Origin of the sequence: Acuticoccus sediminis, assembly GCF_003258595.1 — a bacterium.
Taxonomy (GTDB): Bacteria; Pseudomonadota; Alphaproteobacteria; order Rhizobiales; family Amorphaceae; genus Acuticoccus; species Acuticoccus sediminis.
The window spans coordinates 1,030,723-1,051,929 of record NZ_QHHQ01000001.1 but is presented as its reverse complement, the minus strand read 5'-3'; the positions used below and the strand labels follow the sequence as shown (position 1 = coordinate 1,051,929).

Genomic DNA, 21,207 nt, shown 5'->3' with positions numbered 1-21,207 from the left:
GGCGGTGGCCTTTCGCGGGCGGCTGGCCGACTGGCCGGCGTTCGTCGGCGCCTTCATGGAGCGCCACGCCATCACCGCCGTCCTGATGCACTCGGAGCAGCGCCCGTACCATCACGAGGCCGCGGCCGAGGCGCGGCGGCGGGGCATCGACGTCATCGTCACCGAACTCGGCTACCTTCGGCCGGACTGGATGACGATCGAGAAGTACGGCAACTCGGTCGATTCGCTGTTCCCCACCGATCCGGACACCATCCGCGCCCTCGCCGCCGGCGTGCCGGACGTCGACACGGCCGTCCGCTACCCGCGCGAGGCCGGCCTCGAGACCGTCGACGACCTGAAGACGAACCTCGCCAACGTCTTCCTCTGGTTCACCTATCCGCACTACCGCCAGCACGGGCTCTACCACCCGTTCGTCGCCTACGCGCGGTTCCTGTGGCGCGAGGGCCAGCTCTCTCGCCGCAACGCCGCCGCCCGGGCGGTGCGCGACCGTCTCGCCGCGCCCTTCTTCCTCTTCGCGATGCAGACGGACACGGACTTCCAGATCCGCACGAACTCCCAGTACGCGGACACGACCGAGGCGCTGACGGAGGTCTTCGCCTCCTTTGCGGCCCACGCCCCGGCGGGGACGCGCCTCGTCGTCAAGAAGCACCCCGGCGACCTCGGGCCGGTCCACTGGGCGGAGCGTGTGCCGCAACTCGCCGCCGCCGCCGGAATCGCCGGGCGCGTTGCGTTCGTGGACGGCCTGCCGATGTCGGAATGGACGCACGACGCGGCCGGTCTCGTGACGATCAACTCGTCCGCCGGCCTCGACGGTCTCGCCGCCGGCATCCCGACGATCACCCTGTCGCCGGCGATCTACGACGTCCCCGGCCTGACGGCGCAGCAGCCGCTCGACGCCTTCTGGACCGCGCCGCAGGTACCGGACCCGGCTCTCTTCGCCGCCTACCGCAAGGCGCTCGCCGCCAGCATCCAGGTGCGCGGGACGATCTATTCGCGCGCCGGCACCCGCGCCGCCGCCGAGGCGATGGCGAACCGCATCCTCACCGGCACCGTCAACGCCCCCGACCCCGCCGACCGGACGCCGCCGCGCTACGCGCGGGCGGGCGCCCTCGGCATCCGCCCTCGCTAGGTCGACCGTGCCAGGACGACGGTGCCCGCGCGACCGGTTTTCCGGCACGAACGGCCCCGATCGGAGGCCTGTTTTGCGATTTTGGCCGGCGCGGCAGCATTTTTGCCGACACCGTCCGAGGTTGACCGGACCGGCGGAGCATGGTTCGCCGTGTTCTCCAATTGGAGATTTGAATGACAGACGTACGCTTTGACGTTCTCGGCATCGGGAACGCCATCTTCGACATCTTGGGCCACGTTCACGACGACGCGCTGGAGCGTCTCGGCGTCGCCAAGGGCTCCATGCGCCTCGTGAACGAGGAGGAAGCCCGCGCGGTGGACGACCAGCTCACCGACTCGGTGCGCGTCTCCGGCGGCTCGGCGGGCAACACGGTGGCGGGCGTCGCCTCCCTCGGCGGACGCGCGGCCTTCATCGGCAAGGTGGCCGACGATGCGAACGGCGAAGCCTACGTCCACGACATGCGCCACGCGGGCGTCGCCTTCACGACCCCGCCGCTGATCGGCGGCGCGCCGACGGCGACCTCCACCATCCTGGTGACGCCGGACGGCGAGCGCACCATGAACACCTTCCTCGGCGCCAGCCAGGAGCTGACCGAGGCGGACATCGTCGACGGCCTCGTCGAGGCGGCGGCGATCACCTTCCTCGAAGGCTACCTCTTCGACCCGCCGGCCGCGATGGCCGCCTTCTACCTCGCCGCCAAGCGGGCCACCGCCGCCGGCAAGATCGCCGCGATCACGCTGTCCGACTCGTTCTGCGTCGAAAGGCACCGCGACGACTTCATGACGATCCTGTCGGGCGGCACCATCGGCCTCTGCTTCGCCAATGCCTCCGAGGTGAAGTCCCTCTTCCAGACCGACGACTTCGACGCCGCCGCCGCCAGGCTCGGCGAGCTGGTGCCGACCGCCGTCGTCACGATGAGCGAGAAGGGCGCGCGCGTCATCACGGGCGGCGAGGCGATCGACGTCCCGGCCGGGAAGACCAAGGTCGTCGACCTCACAGGCGCAGGCGACCTCTTCGCCGGCGGCTACATGTTGGGTCACGCCCGCGGCCTCGCCCCGGCGGAATGCGCCCGTCTCGGCGCCCTCTGCGCCGCCGAGGTGATCTCGCACTTCGGCGCCCGCCCGCAGACGACGCTCGCCGACCTTGCCAAAGACGCAGGCTTCACGTTCTGATCGGACGTCGCGCCGATCTCGCGAGGTTTTGATGAAGTTCGCGCATTGGGCCGTCGCCGCCATCTGGCTGGCGGCGGCCGGCGGTGCCGAAGCCGAATGCGGCCCGCCCCCCGCGTCCGATGCCACGCTGCTCGCCAGCCCCGAGGCCGTCGAGGCGATCGCCGAGGCGAAACGCTCGATGCCGAACGCCGAGGGCCGGCTTTGGCGCGTCGAGACCGATCCGCCGTCCTACCTCGTCGGCACCTTCCACGTGGCGGCGGGCGGGATCGAGGAGCCGGGGCCGGAGCTTGCCGCGCTGGTGGCCGGCGCATCGGGCCTCTACCTCGAGCTCGAGGGCGAGTCGGTCGAGGGCGAGGTGGCGCGGTGGGGCGCCGATCCGAAGAACCTCTTCCGCACCGACGGCAGCCGCTTCACCGACGGCATGAGCGAGGCCGAGCGCGCCCACGCGGCCGACGTCCTCATGGGCTACGGCATGCCGATCGCCGTCGCCGAGCAGCTCCGCCCGCTGATGCTGCTCTCGCTGCTGAGCGTCCCCCCCTGCGCGCTGGACCAGTTCGACGGCCCGGGCCTCGACGACAACCTCGAGGAGATCGCCGAGGACGCCGGCATCGAGGTGAAGGCGCTGGAGACGGTGGAGGAGCAGATCTCCGCGCTCGACGGTCCGCCCGAGGAGATGGACCCGATCCTGCGGATGACCCTCTCCCAGGACCTCGACGACAGCGCGCTCTGGTATCTCAACCTCGCGCTCTACCGCACGCGCCACATCGGCGCGATGTGGGCCCTCGGCGCCGCGGACATGGACGAGCTCGTCGGCCCCGAGGAGGCCTCCAAGATCGAGGCGATGTTCTGGGAGCGCCTCGTCGCGGGCCGCAACCGGGTGATGGCGCGGCGGTTGCTGCCGGGCCTGCGCGAGGGCGGCAAGGTCGTCGCGGTCGGCGCCCTCCACCTGCCCGGCGAGGACGGCCTCGTCGAGCTGGTGCGCGCCGCCGGCCTGACCGTCAGCCGCGTCGAGGGCGACGCCCACCGCGCGGGTGAGATGCCCGCCAAGACCGGATCGCAGCTCCGACTGATGCCCGAGCCGGCGCAATAGACCGGCGCCGCGGCGGCGACGGCGTCAGCGGCTGAGCCGGTTTCGGGCGATGGCCGCGTCGAGCGCGTCGGCGAAGGACGCGCGGTCGGCCGGGTTCAGGAAGGCGCCGATCACCGTCGCGCGGCCATGGGAGCCGATCTGCAGGTGCACCACGTCCTCGTCGCGGCGCACGACCTTCAGCCGCGCCCATGCGGTCTGGAAGCGATGCTCGACGATGCGCCCGGCCGGCGACACCTTGCGCACCAGCACCTCGGCCGGCGTGACGCTGACTTCCTCGAACTGGCGGCCGGAACGGTAGGAGAGGCGGAAGGCGCCCCAGACGAGCGCGATGTCGGCGACCGCGAACACCGCGACGGGCCAGGCGCCGATCGCCATCGTTCGCAGCGCGGCGAAGCCCATCGTGCCGACGACGATGGCCATCATGACGAGATAGCCACGACGTGTCAGCGAACGATGCGGGAAGAGAACCGCGTGAAAGGATTCAGCATCGGCGATCGACATCGGGTCACTATAGCGCTGCAATCCGTTGCCGACGATGGCCCTTCGTCACAGACGGGGCCCACCGGAGCGGCCGCGCCGGCGGGAGCGCGCCCGGGGCCAAGACCCGTGTACACGCCCGGGGCACATGGCCTAGGTTCGGCCCCGACATCGGGGCGGCGGAACGGACGGCGATTGAGCGAATGCGAGACGCGGCAGCGCACCCCCACCGGCCGTGCCGTCCCGGACGGCCTCTGGCCACGGCCCGGCTGAACGGCGCGTGACCCCGTCGGCCGCGGCGGGCCTCGCCGTCAAGCTCGTCATCGCCGTTCCGGTCGTTGCCGGACTCGCGGGCGTGACGGTGCCGGCTTTCGGTTACCTGCCCGCGATCGGGGCCGACAGCGTGGACCTTGCCGCCTTCGCCGCGTTCGCGGGACGGCCGGGGATGGCCCACTCCGCGGCGCTCTCGGCCGGCACGGCGCTGGTCGCGACCCTCGTCTCGCTCGGCGCGGCCGCGCTGATCCTGGCGGCGAGCTACGGGACGCGGGCGATGGCCGTGACCGACCGACTACTGGCGCCGCTCCTCTCGGTCCCGCACGCGGCAGCGGCGCTCGGCTTCACGCTGCTCTTCGCCCCGTCCGGGCTCGTGCTGCGCCTCCTCTCGCCGTGGGCGACCGGGCTGACCGCCCCGCCGGACATCGCCCTCGTCAAGGACCCGTGGGGGATCGCGATGACGGCCGCTCTCGTCATGAAGGAGACGCCGTTCCTTGTGCTGATGGGCCTCGCCGCCCTCGCCCAGACCGAGCCGCGCCAGCGCGTCCAGCTCGCGCGCTCGCTCGGGTACGGGCGGATGGCCGCGTTCCTTCACGGGGTCTGGCCGCTGGTCTACCGGCAGATCAAGCTGCCGGTGCTGGCGGTGCTGGCCTTCTCCGTGTCCGTGGTGGACGTCGCGATGATCCTCGGGCCGACCCGGCCCGCCCCGCTCGCCGTGCGCATCCTCAACGAGCTCACCGCGCCGGACGTCTCCGCCTGGCTCGTCGGCAGCGCGGGCGCGGTGCTGCTGCTCGCCCTGATGCTCGCCCTCGTCCTCGTCTGGACCGCGCTGGAGCGGCTCGCCGGCCGGGGCCTCGCGGCCCTGCGGGCGAGCGGCCGGCGCGCCCGGCACGACGGGGCGGTGCGCCTCGCCGCACTCGCCTTCGCCAGTGCGCTGACCGCGACGATGACCCTCGCCGTCGCGGGCCTCGCCGTTCAGTCGGTCGCAGGCTACTGGCCGTTTCCGGACGTCGCGCCCACCAACATGGGCCTCGCCGTCTGGCAGAGCCGGATGGGGGACCACCTCGCGACCCTCGGCACCACGCTCGCCGTCGCGCTGGGCGCGACCGCCATCGCCCTGCCGCTCGCCGTCACGCTGCTGGCCAGCGGCGTGACGGTGGGCGGGATCATCTATCTGCCGCTGATCGTGCCGCAGGTGGCCTTCCTGTTCGGCCTCGCGATCCTCACCATCGCGGCGGGACTGACGGCCGGCCCCGTCCTGGTGACGCTCTCCCACGCGCTCTTCACTCTCCCTTACGCGCTGATCGCCCTGTCCGGCCCCTGGCGGGCGCTCGACGCGCGCTACGAGATGGCCGCGCGCAGCTTCGGCGTCCCGCGGTGGCGGCGCTTCGTGACGGTCCGCCTCGCACTGCTGACGCGCCCGCTCTGCGTCGCGGCGGCGCTCGGCATGGCGGTGAGCGTCGCCCTCTACGTGCCGACGCGCATCATCGGCGGCGGCCGGGTGGCGACCGTCACCACCGAGGCCGTCGCCGCGGCGACCGGCGGGGATCGCCGGCTGGTGGCGATGCTGGCGCTGATCCAGCTCGCGCTCCCGTTCGTCGCGTTCGCGGTGGCGCGCGGCGTCCCGGCGTTCCTCTTCCGCCACCGCCGCGCGATGCAGGGGCGCGTATGAGCCTCGGGATCGACCTCGCCGTCGCCTTCCGAGGTGCGGTCATGGCCCGGCTCGCGGCGACCGTGGAGCCGGGGGCAGTCCTTTCCGTGATCGGGCCGTCGGGGGCGGGCAAGTCCACCCTCCTCCTGGCGATCGCCGGCCTGCTGGAGCGGCCGTTCACCGTCTCCGGCACCGTCCGGCTCGACGGGGAGGACCTTTCGACGCTCCCGCCGGAGAGGCGCCGGATGGGGCTGATGTTCCAGGACGCGCTCCTCTACCCGCACATGTCGGTCCTGCAGAATGTCCTCTTCGCAGTGCCGCGCCGCGACAACGGGCACCGCCTGGGGCGAAACGAGCGCCGCGCCCGGGCCGAGGCGAACCTTGCCCGCGTCGGCATGGCGGACGCGGCCGCGCGCGATCCGGACACGCTGTCCGGAGGCCAGAAAAGCCGTGTGGCATTGGCACGCACCCTCGCCTCCGCACCGCGCGCGCTCCTCCTCGACGAGCCGTTCTCGGCCCTCGACCCGGCGCTTCGGGCGCAGGTGCGGGGGATCGTCTTCGATCTGGCGCGGCAGGACGGGCTGCCCGTCGTCATGGTGAGCCACGATCCTGCGGATGCCGAGGCGGCCGGCGGTGAGATCGTCGAGATCCGGCCTTGCCAACAGGGCGGATGGTCCTGATATAGGGAATTGGGAGGTCGGCGGTGGACGGGCCACTCGCCAACCGGGTCAGGTCGGGAACGAAGCAGCCCTAACGAATCCGGTCCGGGTCATTCGCCGGCCTCCTACTTCCCCCCTCACCCGCGCGCCAAGGGGCCTCGCGCGCTATAGGGGCACCGCAGGCATGTGCCCCGCGTGTCCGCGATCACCCGCGGTCGGAGATGAGGGCCGGAGAATTTGTCCGACAGCACCGCACCGTCCGCTACGCCCTATACGGTTCTGGCGCGCAAGTACCGCCCCACACACTTCGGCGAGCTGATCGGCCAGGCGCCGATGGTCCGCACCCTCAGGAACGCCTTCGCCCACGACCGCATCCCGCAGGCGTGGATGCTGACGGGCGTCCGCGGCGTCGGCAAGACGACCACCGCCCGCATCCTCGCCCGCGCCCTCAACTACGAGAAAGACGGCACGCGCCGCCCGACAGTGGAGTTCACCGAGTTCGGCGACCACTGCAAGGCCATCATGGAAGGCCGGCACGTCGACGTCATCGAGATGGACGCCGCCTCCCACACCTCGATCAACGACATCCGCGAGATCACCGACGCGGCGCGCTACAAGCCCGTCTCGGCGCTCTACAAGGTGTACATCATCGACGAGGTGCACATGCTGTCGACGGCGGCCTTCAACGGCCTGCTGAAGACGCTGGAAGAGCCGCCCGAGCACGTGAAGTTCATCTTCGCCACGACCGAGATCCGCAAGGTCCCGGTCACGGTCCTGTCGCGCTGCCAGCGGTTCGACCTGCGGCGCATCGAGGCCGGCGAACTGACCGGGCACCTGAAGTCCGTCGCCGTCAGGGAGGGCATCACCGCCGAGGACGAGGCGCTGCGGCTGATCGCGCGCGCGGCGGAAGGCTCGGTGCGCGATTCGCTGTCGCTGATGGACCAGGCGATCAGCCACGGCGGCGGCGTCATCTCGGCCGAGAGCCTGCGCGACATGCTGGGCCTCGCCGACCGGACGCGCATCGTCGACCTCTTCGAGCTCATCATGAAGGGCGACCCCGCAGGCGCGCTGGCCGAGCTCGCCGCGCAGTACGAGGTCGGCGCCGACCCCGCCGTCATCCTCTCGGACCTCGCCGCCTTCACCCATCAGGTGACGCGCCTCAAGGTGACCAACGGCGAGCCCGACCCCGGCGAGCCGCAGGAGGTTCGCGAGCGCTCCGTCGAGTTCGCCGCCGGGCTCGGCATGGCGGCGCTGTCGCGCATGTGGCAGGCGCTCCTGACCGGCATCCAGGAGGTGCAGTCCGCGCCCAAGCCGCTGATGGCGGCCGAGATGGTCCTCATCCGCCTCACCTACATGGCGAGCCTGCCGGACCCGGACAGGCTGCCGCTCAGCGACGCCCCGCAGGCGCCGGGCGGCCCGCCGGCGCGCGCCCCCGGCGTCCCGCGCACCCCGGCGCGTGACACCGTCGCCAGCGCCCCGCCGCAGCAGCCGCAGAACTTCGCCGACGTGGCCGCGCTGATGGGCTCGCACTCGCTGATCCTGAAGCAGGCGGTCGAGCAGCACATGCGGCTGAAATCGTTCGCGCCCGGCCGGATCGAGGTCTCGCTGACCGAGAACGCCAACGCCGCGTCCGCCGGCCAGCTCGGCCAGAAGCTCACCGAGATCACCGGCGCACGCTGGATCGTCTCGGTCAGCGACGGCTCGACCGCCCCGACCATCCACGAGGTCAGGACCGCGGAACAGATCCGGCTGAAGGCCGAGGCGGGGGACGACCCGCTGGTTAAGGCGATATTAGAGCGCTTCAGCGATGCGGAAATCGTTGAAGTACGTGAGACTACCCAGGGAGCGGAACCGCCGGTCGAACAGGCGCGCGACCGCAAGGGGTGAGAGGAGAAGGCATGGATCTATTCAAGATGATGGGCAAGGCCCGCGAGCTGCAGAGCCGCATGGGCGATCTTCAGGACGAGCTGAAGACCATCGAGGCTCACGGCGAATCGGGCGCGGGCTCCGTCAAGGCGACCATGAACGGCGCCATGGTGCTCACCTCGCTCTCCATCGACCCGGACCTCATGAAGCCGGAAGAGAAGGAAATCGTCGAGGACCTCGTCATGGCCGCCGTCTCGGACGCCCAGGCTAAGGTCCAGGTCCTCGTCCAGGAGCGCACGCAGAGCCTGATGGGCGACCTCGGCCTGCCCCCCGGCATGAAGCTCCCGTTCGGAGGCTGACCGGCCCGTGGCGATCGCCGGTCCCGAAATCGAGCGGCTGATCGCGCTTCTGGCGAAGCTTCCGGGCCTCGGCCCACGCTCGGCCCGACGCGCCGCGCTCCACATGGTGAAGAAGCGCGAGGCGCTGCTGCACCCTCTCGCCGCCGCCCTCGCGGAAGTCGGCGAGCGCGTCACCGTGTGCAGCGTCTGCGGGAACGTCGACACCTCCGACCCCTGCACCGTCTGCGCCGACGCGTCGCGGGATCCGGCGACGCTCATCGTGGTGGAGGACGTCGCCGACCTGTGGGCGCTGGAACGCGCCAGCGCCCTGCGCGCCCGCTACCATGTCCTCGGCGGCACGATCTCGGCGCTCGACGGGTTCGGGCCGGAGGATATCGGCATCGGCCGGCTGGTCGAGCGTGTCGCCGGCGGCGGCGTGCGCGAGGTCCTGCTCGCCCTCAACGCCACGGTCGAGGGCCAGACCACCGCCCACTACATCACCGAGCGGCTGGAGCCGCTCGACGTGACGATCTCGCGCCTCGCCTCGGGCGTGCCCATCGGCGGGGAACTCGACTATCTCGACGAGGGCACCCTCGCGGCGGCCATCCACCAGCGGCGGCCGTTCAGCTGAACCACCCGCCTGCCGGAACGGATATGCCGGAGCCTCCGGCGGGCTCCGGTCCCACCGACGATCAGGCTCCGGCTCGTATTGCGTGGGCGCCCCGGAGGGAACGCGTCGCGCGGGCGTGCACAGGGCGCGCCGGTCGGGACCGACGCACCCTCCCGGGCCCGTCGACATCGGCCGGCGGGCTGCTCAGTTGACCATTTCGGTCGGGTAGACGCCCCACAGCGACTTCTGCGGCACCAGGCCGCGCCAGTTGCGGCCCGAGATCGCGCACCAGGCGCCGTCGCAGCGCTCCACGTCCGCGAGCACGAACGGCTCCAGGTAGGCGACGGTCGCCGCGCTGACCGCCGGTGCGCTCATCAGGGGCACGTTGTCGTCCCCGCCCCACGGCGCCACCAGCGCCGTGCGCTTGCCCGAGAGCAGCGAGCGGTGGATCCAACCGTCCTCGCCGTCGACGTCCCGCACACGCCGCCAGTTGCCGTACTCGCGCACGATCTCGACCGGCAGACCCCGTTTGTTGAAGGTCCACTTGATCTTGTAGGAGCGCGAGGGTCCGACCCGGACATTGACCTTGGCCGCCGACAGGCTGACGAATCGCGGCAACGGCAGCCCGCTGGGGCCAGTCTCGACCGATTCGGCCGCCTGGGCTTTCGGTTGCTGGGAATGGGGTAGAAGGCTCACGGTGAGCGCGAGAGCCAGAGATGCTAGCGTGATTACGAACGGCTTCATCGTTCCCTCTTTGGCAGGGAGCGGTAACGTGGCATGGAGCGGGTTGCGTCTCGGTTATCAAAACGCGCCGGCTTGAAGAGGAGCGCCATGTCGACAAGCGTCATCGTCACGCGCAAGCTGCCGGAGTCGGTCGAGGAGCGCATGCGCCAGCTCTTCGACGTGACCCTCAACGCCGCCGACCGGCCGATGACCCAGGCGGAGCTCGTCGAGGCCGTGCGCCACGCGCGCGTCCTGGTGCCGACCATCACGGACAGGATCGACGCCGCCGTCCTCGCGCAGGCCGGCCCCGACCTCGGCCTCATCGCCAACTACGGCAACGGCACCGACAATATCGACGTCGAGGCTGCCGCCGCGCGCAAGATCCTCGTCACCAACACCCCCGGCGTCCTCACCGAGGATACCGCCGACATGACCATGGCGATGATCCTCGCCCTCCCCCGCCGCATCGTCGAGGGGACGCGCGTCATCGAGGAGGGCGGCTTCACCGGCTGGGCGCCGACCTGGATGATGGGCAACCGCGTCTGGGGCAAACGCATCGGCATCGTCGGCATGGGGCGCATCGGCGCCGCGGTCGCCAAGCGCGCCAAGGCGTTCGGAATGTCGGTGCACTACCACAACCGCCGGCCGGCCGCCGCCTCGATCGCCGAGCCCCTCGGCGCCACCTACTGGGCGAGCCTCGACCAGATGCTGGCCCGCATGGACTTCGTCACCATCCACTGCCCGCAGACCCCGGCGACGTTCCATCTCCTCTCCGGCCGCCGGCTGGCGCTGATGAAGCAGGGCGCGATCCTCGTGAACCTCGCGCGCGGCGACATCGTCGACGAGGACGCGCTGATCCGCCTCATCGAGGACGGCCACCTCGCCGGCGCGGGCCTCGACGTCTTCACCAACGAGCCGGAGGTCAACCCGAAGCTCGTCAAGCTCGCCCGGTCGGGCAAGGCGCTGCTGCTGCCGCACATGGGATCCGCCACGAAGGAGGGGCGCATCGACATGGGCGACAAGGTGATCATCAACATCCGCGTCTTCATGGACGGGCACCGGCCGCCGGACCTCGTCCTGTCGCAGCCCCCGGTCCACCGCCCGCTGTCGGCGTAGGCCGCCGGGCGGTCATCCCCAACCGCGTCGCCCCCCCCTTCGACGTTGGACGACGTTAACGGTATATCGACGGAAACGGGCAAACACGGGTAAGGGGATGCGCACGTCGCGGGTCGCCGCCCGCCGGATCCGCCGGGCCGCCCGGCCGGTCAATGACGCCAGGAACGCCTGAAGGGGCACGAAGTGATGATCGAGTACCGTTCCATATCGCGCACTCTGGGCCTCGCGATGGTCGGAGCCCTGACGATCGCCGTCGGCGGCTGCATGTCGCAGCGCACGCAGACGACCTACGCCGCGATCCAGCCGGCTCCCTCGCGCCCCGTGCAGCAGGCCCCGCTGGCGCCCCCGCCGGCCGTCGAGCAGCCGCCGCAGCCCGAGACGCCCGAAGCCCCGGTTTCCGGCGAGCCCCTGCCCGGCGACCAGGGCACCGGCGGCACGAACGTCGCCGCGGCCCAGCCGTCGAGCGTCAGCGTCGGCCGTACGGACCTCCTTGGCGGCTGGACCATCTCCAGCGGCGGCGACAACTGCCAGCTCTTCATGTCGCTGACGACCTGGACGGGTGGCTACCGCGCCTCGACGCGCGGCTGCTCGCAGCCCTCGCTCGCCGGGATCGCCGCCTGGGACCTCAACGGCAGCACCGTGACGCTGAAGGGCGGCGACGGGTCCGCCGCCGTCGCGACGCTGCGGGCCAACTCCGCGCAGAACTTCTCCGGCTCCACCGCCGAAGGCAGCGGGATCACCGTTTCCCGCTGACCGGGCGGCCGGCCCGGCCCTCCGGGCCCGGCCGGCGCTCGCGGTTCGAGGCAGGAATCGGCCCCCCCTGCGACAATCTTGCGCGGCGGGAATTTTCGGCGCGGAAGGCGAACCGCTCCCTGAACGACGCCGCCCGGCGCAGACCGGGCCCATCGCCCGGCCGCCAATGCGGCCGCAAGCGGCTTCAATGACGCCTAGACAGGCCGAGCGCGCCCGCCTGACGCCGAGTCGGCCCGGCGCGGCTCAGCGGAAGAGGACCAGCGCGGGGCGGGCCGGCGACCTGTCCTCGAGCGGGAGGGCGATCTCGTCCTCGAGGCTCGGGAACGGCACCACGCGGTCGATCACGTCCCTCGCCCGCTGCATCTCGTCCAGCATCGCCTCGGTCACCGTCACGTCGAAGCGACGGCGCCGGTTCGACCAGGAGATCGTGTCGCCGACCGCGAACCGGTCGGCGTGGACGATCATCGGCAGCGTGGGGACGGCGGAGAGGCCCTGGCGGACGATCCCCGTGATCCCCGGCGAATTGGTGACGACGGCCGCGTCGAAGCCCTTGGCCTCGGCCTCCAGCAGGCGGCGCGCGGTCGGCTTGTCGTCGGCGATATGGGCCAGCGAGCCGGACGGCAGCGTGCCGAAATCGTGCGCACCGAAGTCGCCCTCCACGAAGGTGTCGCGGGCGATGGCGCGGGCGAACGTGTCGGCATCCTTGGCGACCGCGAGGACCCTCGCCTTCGACGTCGCGTAGGCGGCGGCCACCGCGTCGGCCTTGGCGCCGGCAAGGACGACGAGCTCGGGCTCCAGCAGCGCCACCAGCACGGCGGTCGCCACGAACTCGTCCTCGCGGAAGGTGGGGCTCGCCGCCGTCTCACGGTTGAAGGCCAGCGTCTTGGCGATCGCGGCGCGGTATTCGTCCGTCACGCTGCCCGTGGCGGCGACGTACTGGCGGAAGTAGGCGTCGGCCGCGTCGATGGCCGCACCGAGCAGCCGGTCCGCCAGCGCCGCGCCGATCGCGAAGGACGGCGCCGTCGCGTCCGACAGGAGGATGTAGGGGTTCTTCTTGCTCGGCTTGCCCGACGACATGGCGACGGTCTTGGCCGTCCGGGCAGGCTTCACCGCAGGCTCGACGGGCTCGGTGGGCGCGGGGTCGGGGGTCGCAGGCTCGGCGGTCGCCGCCGGCTTGGCGCTCTCAGGCCTCTCCGCCGCGGATCTGGCCGCCGTCTCCGCGGGCTTCTGCGCCGGCGCCTTCGGTGCCCGTGCGGCCGGCTCGGTGGCCGCCGGCTGCGTTTCGGGCGCTGGTCGCGCAGCGGGTGCCGCCGCGGCCGTCTGGGCCGCGGCACGCGCGTTCTCGGCCTTGCGGCGGGCGCGGCGCGCCGCGCGCTTCGCGGCGCGGTCGACTTCCCCGGCGTCGGTTCCCCCGGCTGCGCCCTCGGGGCGGCGGCGCCTGCCGCCCCCGCCTCCGGGCCCGCCCTTGCCGCGACGGTCGCCCTTCGGGGAAGTGTTATCGTCCTCGTTGCTCACATGCAGCCTTTCGAAGCACCGTCGACGCGCGCTGACAGTTTCAACGCGGCATCGACTCCGTCGTCGACACATGCAGCCTCGGTTAGGACGCACCCAAACACTGCACTATGTGCCGCGATACCATGTTCGGGAGCGGAGGGTCCACGTTTCGGGCCGGCATCCGGGCCCGATCGTCCCCAGAACACTGCGGTTCCGGGCGGCGGGACGGCCGCGATGCGGCCCGCCCGCGCCCGCTTCCCGTCGCGCCTCAGAGAATGAAGCGCGACAGGTCCGCGTTCTTGGCGATCTGCGCGACACCCGAGCGCACGTACTCGCCGTCGATGGTGAGCGTGTCGCCCGCGCGGTCGGTCGCGGTGAACGAGATGTCGTCCAGCACCCGCTCGATCACCGTCTGCAGGCGCCGTGCGCCGATGTTCTCGACCGTGGCGTTGATCTCCACCGCGACCTCGGCGATCGCCTCGATGCCGTCATCGGTGAAGTCGAGCGTCACGCCCTCGGTGCTCATCAGCGCGGACGACTGCTTGATGAGGGAGGCTTCCGTCTCCGTCAGGATCGAGCGGAAGTCCTCCTTCGTCAGCGGCTGCAGCTCGACGCGGATCGGCAGGCGGCCCTGCAGTTCCGGCAGGAGGTCGGACGGCTTCGACACGTGGAACGCGCCCGAGGCGATGAAGAGGATGTGGTCCGTCTTCACCTGCCCGTACTTGGTGCTGACGGTCGTGCCCTCCACCAGCGGCAGCAGGTCGCGCTGCACGCCCTCGCGGGAGACGTCGCCGCCGACCCGGTCGGACCGCACGGTGATCTTGTCGATCTCGTCCAGGAAGACGATGCCGTTGTTCTCGACCTGCCGCAGCGCCTCCTTGGTCAGCTTCTCGTCATCGAGCAGCTTGTCCGACTCCTCGGCGATGAGGAGCTCGTAGGAATCGCGCACGCTGGTGCGGTGGGTCTTCTTCTGGCCGCCGAAGGCCTTCCCGAACATGTCGGAGAGGTTCATGACGCCGATGTTGGCGCCGGGCATGCCGGGGATCTCGAAGTTCGGCATCTGCGGCGAGGCGACGATCTCGATCTCGATCTCGCGCTCGTCCAGCTCGCCGCTGCGCAGGCGCTTGGCGAAGGATTCCTTCGTGGCGGGCGACGCGTTCTTGCCGACAAGCGCCTCGAGGACACGTGCCTCGGCGGCGGTGTGGGCCGTGGCGCGCACTTCCTTGCGGCGCCGCTCGCGCACCTGCGAGAGGCCGATCTCGACGAGGTCGCGGACGATCTGCTCGACGTCGCGGCCGACATAGCCGACCTCGGTGAACTTCGTGGCTTCGACCTTGATGAACGGCGCGTTCGCGAGCTTGGCGAGGCGACGGGAAATCTCCGTCTTGCCGACGCCCGTGGGGCCGATCATTAGGATGTTCTTGGGCATCACCTCGTCGCGCAGCTCGTCGGGGAGCTGCTGGCGGCGCCAGCGATTGCGCAGCGCGATGGCGACGGCGCGCTTCGCATCCTTCTGGCCGATGATGTAGCGGTCCAGCTCGGAGACGATCTCGCGGGGCGAAAAGTCGGTCATGGTGTTCCTTTCCACCGGCTGATCCTGCAGATCCCGCCGGGTGCCGCCCAGTCGGCGCGGCGTTGTCCGCTGCGACCCCTATGATTTCGGGCGCGCGCAGCGCTGGGGCAACTCATATCTTGGCGTGTCGGTCTTCGCGCGACCGGCGGCGGCTCGCCTGCCCTGCCCCGGACCAGACCGGAACGGAGCGGGCCAGCGTCATGCCGCGTCGAGCGCTTCGACGATGACGTTCTCGTTGGTGTAGACGCAGATCTCCGCAGCGATCTTCATCGCGCGCCGGGCGATCTCCTCGGCCGACATGCCGGTGTCGGCGAGGGCGCGGGCGGCGGCGAGCGCGTAGGTCCCGCCCGAGCCGATACCGGCGATGCCGTTCTCCGGCTCAAGAACGTCACCGTTGCCGGTGATGACGAACGTGTGCTCCTTGTCGGCGACGATCATCATCGCCTCGAGGTGGCGCAGATAGCGGTCGGTGCGCCAGTCCTTTGCGAGCTCGACGGCCGCGCGCATGAGCTGGCCGGGATACTGCTCCAGCTTCGCCTCCAGCCGCTCCAGCAGCGTGAAGGCGTCGGCGGTCGCGCCGGCGAACCCGGAGATGACGGTACCGTTTCCGATCGGGCGCACCTTGCGGGCGGTCCCCTTCATGACGGTCGGCCCCATGGACACCTGTCCATCGCCGGCGATGACCACCTTGCCGCCCTTGCGGACGGTCAGGATCGTCGTGCCGTGCCAGGGGGCTTCGTTGCTTTGACTCATCGTGGATTACCAAATTTAGACTGCTCGGATATGGGACCCGCGCGGGAGGGCCGCAATGTGCCTGCGCCGCCGGGGCGCAACGGCTGGTCCCATCGAGCACGCGCAGGTGTCGTCGCGAGACGGTCTCTGCAATGGCGACGGCGCTGATCGGCGCGCCACCCGAGTGCTCGCCTCATATATTTCGATTCTGCACCGCGATTACCATGCACCGCGACACGATGATCTGGCCTGCGGGCTGCGAATGCGTCGCCGCCCGCCCGATCCCCCGCCACCCGCCGGAGACCGGCCCGAAACGCAAAGGGAGCGCCCGGTGGCCCGAGCGCTCCCTGACATCGCGTCCCGTCGCGGGCGGCCTCGCCGTGCCGGTCAGGCGGCCACGGCGACGATGTCCTCGGCGGAGCGGTAGGCCCAGACGCGGGCGGGCGGCAGATTGGCGAGCACCCAGCGCGAGGTCGACCACGTGATGCCGACGAGCCCCTTCACCGCCGGCACCAGCGCGTAGGAGAACTGGATGAACGGCGCGCCCGGCGCCATCGCCCGGAATGCGTCGCTCAGGAGCGCCTGGCGCTCCGGCAGCGGCCGGGTGAACAGCGGGAGGCCCGACACCACGGAGGCGACGGGCGGATGGCCCATCTCCGCCAGCACCTCGCCGAGAGCGTAGGCGTTGCCCTGCATCACCGTCGCGTCGGGGAAGCGCTCGCGCAGCAGGGTGCAGAACTCGGGCGAATATTCGATGAGGAGGAGGCGGTCCTGCGGGACGCCGCGATCGACGAGCGCCTGGGTCACCGCCCCGGTGCCCGGCCCCAGCTCGACGATGACGCCCGGCCGGTCCAGCTCGACGTACGCCGCCATCAGCCGCGAGAGCTCCTGTCCGGAAGGGGCCACCGCGCCGGTCTTCAGCGGATTCTCGGCCCACTGGCGCAGGAACCTCACCTCGTCGACGATGCGCTCGCGGACCCGCCGCACCCGGGCGCGGGAGGCCGCGGACGGCTTCAGCTCCGCTTCGGTCCGACGCGCCAGGATGCGCAGCTCCTCCAGCACACGGATGTCCCTCCGTGTGGTCGCGCCCTGTGTCTTCTTGCGCTTCAGAGTCTGCATTTCCTGCGTCAGACGCGTCTGCATCTCTCTCGCACGTTGACGGGCTTGGTCGATCATTCGGGGGCTCCGGCAGGGACTCTGTCGCGTCTGACGCTACTGTGAGAGGTTCTCGAAAAACTCACGGGCACGGGAGAAGAACCCATGACTCTCGGGATGGTTCTCGTTCGAGGACAGCTCCTCGAACTCCGTCAGTAGCTCACGCTGCCGCCGCGTCAACTTCTGAGGCGTCTCAACAACCACCTGAATGTACATATCACCTGTCTGATTCGACCTAAGGACAGGCATGCCCTTGCCGCGCAGACGGAACTGACGGCCCGTCTGCGTCGCCTCGGGGATCTTCACCTTGGCCTTCTCGCCGTCGATCGACGGCACCTCGATGGAGCCGCCGAGAGCGGCCCGTGCCATCGAGATCGGCACGCGGCAATAAAGGTCCGCCCCTTCCCGCTGGAAGAAGTCGTGCGGCTTGATCGAGAGGAAGATGTAGAGGTCGCCGGGAGGCCCGCCCATCACGCCGGCCTCGCCGTCGCCAGCGAGGCGGATGCGGGTGCCGTCCTCGATCCCCTTGGGGATCTCCACCGACAGCTCGCGCTCCTTGGACACGCGGCCGGAGCCGCCGCAGTTGGTGCAGGGGTCGCGTACCACCGAGCCGCGGCCCGAGCAGGTGACGCAGGTCCGCTCCAGCGTGAAGAAGCCCTGGCTGACGCGCACGCGCCCGGCGCCCTGACAGGTCGGGCAGGTCACGGGCTCGGTGCCCGGCCGCGCGCCGGACCCGGTGCACACGTCGCAGGTCGCGCTGGTCGGGACGTTGATCGTGACGCGCTTGCCCTTGAACGCGTCCTCGAGGCTGATCTCGAGATTGTACCTGAGGTCCGAACCGCGATGACGGCCGCCCCGGCCGCCGCCGCCGGGCCCGCGGGCGCCGCCGAAGAACTCGTCGAAGATGTCGCTCATCGCCGAGGCGAAGTCGGTGCCGAAGCCGGCGCCGTTTCCACGACCCATGCCGCCCTCGAAGGCGGCGTGGCCGAAGCGGTCGTAGGCGGCGCGCTTCTGCGGATCGCGCAGCACCTCGTAGGCCTCGGAGACTTCCTTGAACTTCAGCTCGGCATCGGCATCACCCGGGTTCTGGTCCGGGTGGAAGCGCATGGCGAGCTTACGGTAGGCTGTCTTCAGCCCCTTCTCGTCCACGGTCCGGGTGACCTCGAGAAGCTCGTAGTAGTCGCGCTTTTGTGTCGTTGCCATAGGTGCGATATTTTCTCTAGGCTTTTGCGGTCGTATCCGTCGGTCGGGGATTGGGATCGTTCGCCGGCGCGCCAGGCGGTCCCCTGTCCGACAGGACGACCTCCGTCGCGTCGATCATCACCTCGTGGCGTGACGCCGGCACGCGAAGCTTCAGCGGCCCGTGCTCGGCGGCGGCGATCGGCGTCGGGAACTTGAGCTGAAAGCCGCAGTGCCCCGTCGCGTGATGTCCGGCGCGCTGCACGTCGCCGCGCCTCACGTCCGCCGTCCCGGTCGCAACGACCGTGTCCCCGAGCAACACCTCGATCTTCAGCGAGGCATTCGGATCGGCGAGGTCACAGACCCAGCCGCTCACCCCCTGTTCGTTGATCCGGTCGACGTGGCCGAAGAAACGGCGCGCGTCGCGGTAGCCTCGAGTGGGGGAGATGAAGTCGACCGCGGTCGTTATCGTGGCCGGGCTGGCGGACAAGCCGGTCGCCGAGACGAACTCCTCTACGAAACGCTCCGGGGACCGCGTCGCGTCCTCGTAGGCGAACATGAGGACGGGGCTCTTCGTGCGGGCGACGAACAGCGCGGTCGCGAACTGGGTGATCAGCACGCTCGGCAGCGTCTTCCAGATGGCACGGTTGTGCGTGCGCTCCCAGCTGACGGCGCTCTTCAACGGATTACGCAAAACGTAAATGTAGACAGGGTTCGGGATCTTGTCGGCGAGGACCGGCAGGACCTGACCCAGGTGAGGTGTCTTGAAACCGAACACGCCCCAGCGCTCGCGACGGGCGGCGACGAGCTTTCCGAACGCGCGGCGAACGCCCCAGAGGCGCACCGGAAACAGTGCGCTCTGGAGGCGAAGCACGCAGTCGTTGATCTCGAGATCTTCCCCGCGCGGCGCCATCCGATCCCCGAACTCGACGCCGAGGATCTGCAACAGGCCGGCGGTCATGGTCGTCCCGCTGCGGCTGGCCCCGATGACCACGTAGGTCGGCTTGTCACCGTCCGCACCGCGTGGGCGGACATCACCATTCCTCGCATGGAGAAGGGCCGGCGCGGAGGCCGACCCCTCGGAGGACAGTGGTTTGACGGACAGGGATGCTGTGTCCGGTTCCATGGTCTATCGGAGCGGTCCGGCGTCACGACGCCGGCTTACGCGGAGCGCTTGCGATCGTCGTCCGACACTTCCTCGAAGTCGGCGTCGACGACATCGTCCTTCTCGGGCGCGGCGGCGTCGGGGCCGTCACCCTCGTTCTGGCTGGCGGCATACATCGCCTCGCCGAGCTTCATGGACGCCTGCGCGAGCGCCTGGGTCCGCTGCTCGATGGCGGCCACGTCGTCGCCTTCCAGCGCGGTCTTGAGGTCGGCGATTGCCGCCTCGACCGTCGACTTGTCCGACGCGGCGATCTTCTCGCCGTTCTCGGACAGCATCTTTTCGGTCGAGTGGATCAGGGCCTCGCCCTGGTTCTTCGCCTCGACGAGGGCGCGCCGCTTCTTGTCTTCCTCGGCGTGGCTCTCGGCGTCCTTGACCATCTGCTCGATGTCGTTGTCGGACAGGCCACCGGACGCCTGGATGCGGATCTGCTGCTCCTTGCCGGTGCCCTTGTCCTTCGCCGAAACGTTGACGATGCCGTTGGCGTCGATGTCGAACGTGACTTCGATCTGCGGCACGCCGCGCGGGGCCGGCGGGATGCCGACGAGGTCGAACTGGCCGAGCATCTTGTTGTCCGCAGCCATCTCGCGCTCGCCCTGGAAGACGCGGATCGTCACGGCCGACTGGCTGTCCTCGGCGGTCGAGAAGACCTGGGACTTCTTCGTCGGGATCGTGGTGTTCCGGTCGATCAGGCGGGTGAACACGCCACCCAGCGTCTCGATGCCGAGGGACAGCGGGGTCACGTCGAGGAGCAGGACGTCCTTCACGTCACCCTGCAGCACGCCACCCTGGATCGCGGCGCCGATGGCGACGACCTCGTCCGGGTTCACGCCCTTGTGCGGCTCCTTCCCGAAGAAGTTCTTCACCGCTTCCTGGACCTTCGGCATGCGCGTCATGCCGCCGACGAGGACGACCTCGTCGATCTGCCCGGCGGACAGCTCGGCATCCTTCAGCGCGGCGCGGCACGGGCCCATCGTGCGCTCGACGAGGTCCTCGACGAGCTGCTCCAGCTTGGAGCGCGAGAGCTTCATGGTCAGGTGCTTCGGACCCGACTGGTCGGCCGTGATGAAGGGGAGGTTCACCTCGGTCTGCGTCGAGGACGACAGCTCGATCTTGGCCTTCTCCGCAGCCTCTTTCAGGCGCTGGAGGGCGAGCTTGTCCTTGCGCAGGTCGATGCCCTGCTCCTTCTTGAACTCGTCCGCGAGGTAATCGAGGATCCGGATGTCGAAGTCCTCACCGCCGAGGAACGTGTCACCGTTCGTCGACTTCACCTCGAACACGCCGTCACCGATCTCGAGGATCGAGACGTCGAAGGTACCGCCACCAAGGTCGTAGACGGCGATCGTCTTGCCGTCCTTCTTGTCGAGACCGTAAGCGAGCGCGGCAGCCGTGGGCTCGTTGATGATGCGCAGGACCTCGAGGCCGGCGATCTTGCCGGCGTCCTTCGTGGCCTGACGCTGGGAATCGTTGAAGTAGGCCGGGACGGTGATGACCGCCTTGTCGACCGTCTCGCCGAGGTAGGACTCGGCGGTCTCCTTCATCTTCTGGAGGATGAAGGCGGAAATCTGGGACGGGCTGTAGTCCTTGCCGCGCGCCTTGACCCAAGCGTCGCCGTTGTCGGCCTTCACGATCTCGTACGGAACGAGGCCCTTGTCCTTCTCCACGGTCGGGTCGGCGTAGCGACGGCCGATCAGACGCTTGACGGCGAAGAGGGTGTTCTCGGGGTTCGTGACGGCCTGGCGTTTGGCGGGCTGGCCGACGAGGCGCTCACCGTCTTCGGTGAAGGCGACCATCGACGGGGTCGTGCGCATGCCCTCGGCGTTCTCGATGACCTTTGCGCTCTTGCCGTCCATGACGGCAACGCACGAATTGGTCGTCCCGAGGTCAATGCCGATGACTTTGCTCATGTTCTCTCCTTCGTGGCGGACCGGTGGGACCCGTTATGGCGTCCCCAAGCTCACGAGACCGGTCCCCGGTTCGCGTGACAGACATCAGGGGCCGCTAAGCCCCCTCACACTTCGCAGATATAAGACCAGTGATGTGGCGCACAAGTCG

Annotated in this window: 19 protein-coding genes and 1 other RNA gene; 11 read left to right on the top strand and 9 right to left on the bottom strand. The window is 70.1% G+C overall.

Annotated elements, in window-relative coordinates:
* Positions 1-4: 4 nt before the first annotated feature.
* The 3 genes from DLJ53_RS04475 to DLJ53_RS04465 all read left to right on the top strand — a co-directional run bounded on the left by DLJ53_RS04475 (position 5) and on the right by DLJ53_RS04465 (position 3,391).
* Complete coding sequence (locus tag DLJ53_RS04475; protein WP_111342694.1) at positions 5-1,129, top strand: capsular biosynthesis protein; 1,125 nt, start codon at positions 5-7, stop codon at positions 1,127-1,129.
* Positions 1,130-1,302: 173 nt separating this feature from the next.
* Positions 1,303-2,301 (top strand): adenosine kinase, encoded by a 999-nt coding sequence (locus DLJ53_RS04470; protein WP_111342693.1) that lies wholly within the window; start codon positions 1,303-1,305, stop codon positions 2,299-2,301.
* Positions 2,302-2,332: 31 nt separating this feature from the next.
* The gene (locus tag DLJ53_RS04465; RefSeq protein ID WP_111342691.1) at positions 2,333-3,391 is read left to right on the top strand and encodes a TraB/GumN family protein; all 1,059 of its coding nucleotides are present in this window, start codon (positions 2,333-2,335) and stop codon (positions 3,389-3,391) included.
* Between the two features lie 24 nt (positions 3,392-3,415).
* On the opposite strand, the gene DLJ53_RS04460 is transcribed toward DLJ53_RS04465, so the two are convergent.
* A complete protein-coding gene (locus DLJ53_RS04460) occupies positions 3,416-3,892 on the bottom strand; it encodes a DUF2244 domain-containing protein (RefSeq protein WP_111342689.1) in 477 nt (158 codons plus the stop codon).
* Positions 3,893-4,148: 256 nt separating this feature from the next.
* Here DLJ53_RS04460 and DLJ53_RS04455 point away from each other — a divergent pair, with 256 nt between their 5' ends.
* From DLJ53_RS04455 to recR, 6 genes are all read left to right on the top strand, one after another.
* Positions 4,149-5,813, top strand: coding sequence for an ABC transporter permease (locus DLJ53_RS04455; RefSeq protein ID WP_111342687.1), 1,665 nt, complete (start codon positions 4,149-4,151; stop codon positions 5,811-5,813).
* Entirely contained in the window at positions 5,810-6,472 is a 663-nt protein-coding gene (locus DLJ53_RS04450; RefSeq protein WP_111342685.1) for an ATP-binding cassette domain-containing protein, read from the top strand. The genes DLJ53_RS04455 and DLJ53_RS04450 overlap by 4 nt, the downstream gene beginning before the upstream one ends.
* 15 nt (positions 6,473-6,487) lie before the next feature.
* Positions 6,488-6,577: signal recognition particle sRNA small type (gene ffs / locus DLJ53_RS04445), an RNA gene on the top strand.
* 111 nt (positions 6,578-6,688) lie between these two features.
* Positions 6,689-8,338 carry a DNA polymerase III subunit gamma/tau gene (locus DLJ53_RS04440; protein ID WP_244935002.1) on the top strand — a complete coding sequence of 550 codons (1,650 nt, stop codon included), beginning with the start codon at positions 6,689-6,691 and terminating at the stop codon, positions 8,336-8,338.
* An 11-nt stretch (positions 8,339-8,349) separates the two neighbouring features.
* Positions 8,350-8,676: a YbaB/EbfC family nucleoid-associated protein gene (locus DLJ53_RS04435; RefSeq protein WP_111342684.1), complete on the top strand. Its 327-nt coding sequence runs from the start codon at positions 8,350-8,352 to the stop codon at positions 8,674-8,676.
* Between the two features lie 7 nt (positions 8,677-8,683).
* A complete protein-coding gene (recR, locus tag DLJ53_RS04430) occupies positions 8,684-9,286 on the top strand; it encodes a recombination mediator RecR (RefSeq protein WP_111342682.1) in 603 nt (200 codons plus the stop codon).
* A 183-nt stretch (positions 9,287-9,469) separates the two neighbouring features.
* Here recR and DLJ53_RS04425 read toward each other — a convergent pair whose 3' ends face one another.
* Positions 9,470-10,009, bottom strand: coding sequence for an SH3 domain-containing protein (locus DLJ53_RS04425; RefSeq protein WP_111342681.1), 540 nt, complete (start codon positions 10,007-10,009; stop codon positions 9,470-9,472).
* Between the two features lie 87 nt (positions 10,010-10,096).
* Here DLJ53_RS04425 and DLJ53_RS04420 point away from each other — a divergent pair, with 87 nt between their 5' ends.
* Positions 10,097-11,104 (top strand): 2-hydroxyacid dehydrogenase, encoded by a 1,008-nt coding sequence (locus DLJ53_RS04420; RefSeq protein ID WP_111342679.1) that lies wholly within the window; start codon positions 10,097-10,099, stop codon positions 11,102-11,104.
* Between the two features lie 186 nt (positions 11,105-11,290).
* Complete coding sequence (locus tag DLJ53_RS04415; RefSeq protein WP_162408885.1) at positions 11,291-11,857, top strand: AprI/Inh family metalloprotease inhibitor; 567 nt, start codon at positions 11,291-11,293, stop codon at positions 11,855-11,857.
* A gap of 243 nt (positions 11,858-12,100) precedes the next feature.
* On the opposite strand, the gene DLJ53_RS04410 is transcribed toward DLJ53_RS04415, so the two are convergent.
* From DLJ53_RS04410 to dnaK, 7 genes are all read right to left on the bottom strand, one after another.
* On the bottom strand, positions 12,101-12,967 hold the full coding sequence (locus tag DLJ53_RS04410) for a hypothetical protein (protein WP_146619892.1): 867 nt from the start codon (positions 12,965-12,967) through the stop codon (positions 12,101-12,103).
* A 652-nt stretch (positions 12,968-13,619) separates the two neighbouring features.
* Positions 13,620-14,924 (bottom strand): ATP-dependent protease ATPase subunit HslU, encoded by a 1,305-nt coding sequence (gene hslU, locus DLJ53_RS04405; protein ID WP_111342676.1) that lies wholly within the window; start codon positions 14,922-14,924, stop codon positions 13,620-13,622.
* A 198-nt stretch (positions 14,925-15,122) separates the two neighbouring features.
* Entirely contained in the window at positions 15,123-15,677 is a 555-nt protein-coding gene (hslV, locus tag DLJ53_RS04400) for an ATP-dependent protease subunit HslV (protein ID WP_111342674.1), read from the bottom strand.
* 366 nt (positions 15,678-16,043) lie between these two features.
* Entirely contained in the window at positions 16,044-16,775 is a 732-nt protein-coding gene (locus tag DLJ53_RS04395; RefSeq protein ID WP_111344075.1) for a class I SAM-dependent methyltransferase, read from the bottom strand.
* Between the two features lie 93 nt (positions 16,776-16,868).
* Positions 16,869-18,014, bottom strand: a complete 1,146-nt coding sequence (gene dnaJ / locus DLJ53_RS04390) for a molecular chaperone DnaJ (RefSeq protein ID WP_111342672.1) — start codon at positions 18,012-18,014, stop codon at positions 16,869-16,871.
* 16 nt (positions 18,015-18,030) lie between these two features.
* Positions 18,031-18,951, bottom strand: a complete 921-nt coding sequence (locus tag DLJ53_RS04385) for a hypothetical protein (protein WP_146619891.1) — start codon at positions 18,949-18,951, stop codon at positions 18,031-18,033.
* A 200-nt stretch (positions 18,952-19,151) separates the two neighbouring features.
* Entirely contained in the window at positions 19,152-21,059 is a 1,908-nt protein-coding gene (gene dnaK, locus DLJ53_RS04380; RefSeq protein ID WP_111342669.1) for a molecular chaperone DnaK, read from the bottom strand.
* Positions 21,060-21,207 lie beyond the last annotated feature (148 nt).

What these genes read in the sequence shown, in the direction of transcription:
- DLJ53_RS04470 (WP_111342693.1), top strand. Translation starts at nt 1,303, where the DNA reads ATGACAGACGTACGCTTTGACGTTCTCGGCATCGGGAACGCCATCTTC.
- DLJ53_RS04465 (WP_111342691.1), top strand. Translation starts at nt 2,333, where the DNA reads ATGAAGTTCGCGCATTGGGCCGTCGCCGCCATCTGGCTGGCGGCGGCC.
- DLJ53_RS04460 (WP_111342689.1), bottom strand. Translation starts at nt 3,892, where the DNA reads ATGTCGATCGCCGATGCTGAATCCTTTCACGCGGTTCTCTTCCCGCAT.
- DLJ53_RS04450 (WP_111342685.1), top strand. Translation starts at nt 5,810, where the DNA reads ATGAGCCTCGGGATCGACCTCGCCGTCGCCTTCCGAGGTGCGGTCATG.
- DLJ53_RS04435 (WP_111342684.1), top strand. Translation starts at nt 8,350, where the DNA reads ATGGATCTATTCAAGATGATGGGCAAGGCCCGCGAGCTGCAGAGCCGC.
- DLJ53_RS04425 (WP_111342681.1), bottom strand. Translation starts at nt 10,009, where the DNA reads ATGAAGCCGTTCGTAATCACGCTAGCATCTCTGGCTCTCGCGCTCACC.
- DLJ53_RS04420 (WP_111342679.1), top strand. Translation starts at nt 10,097, where the DNA reads ATGTCGACAAGCGTCATCGTCACGCGCAAGCTGCCGGAGTCGGTCGAG.
- DLJ53_RS04415 (WP_162408885.1), top strand. Translation starts at nt 11,291, where the DNA reads ATGATCGAGTACCGTTCCATATCGCGCACTCTGGGCCTCGCGATGGTC.
- hslU (WP_111342676.1), bottom strand. Translation starts at nt 14,924, where the DNA reads ATGACCGACTTTTCGCCCCGCGAGATCGTCTCCGAGCTGGACCGCTAC.
- hslV (WP_111342674.1), bottom strand. Translation starts at nt 15,677, where the DNA reads ATGAGTCAAAGCAACGAAGCCCCCTGGCACGGCACGACGATCCTGACC.
- DLJ53_RS04395 (WP_111344075.1), bottom strand. Translation starts at nt 16,775, where the DNA reads ATGCAGACTCTGAAGCGCAAGAAGACACAGGGCGCGACCACACGGAGG.
- dnaJ (WP_111342672.1), bottom strand. Translation starts at nt 18,014, where the DNA reads ATGGCAACGACACAAAAGCGCGACTACTACGAGCTTCTCGAGGTCACC.
- DLJ53_RS04385 (WP_146619891.1), bottom strand. Translation starts at nt 18,951, where the DNA reads ATGACCGCCGGCCTGTTGCAGATCCTCGGCGTCGAGTTCGGGGATCGG.
- dnaK (WP_111342669.1), bottom strand. Translation starts at nt 21,059, where the DNA reads ATGAGCAAAGTCATCGGCATTGACCTCGGGACGACCAATTCGTGCGTT.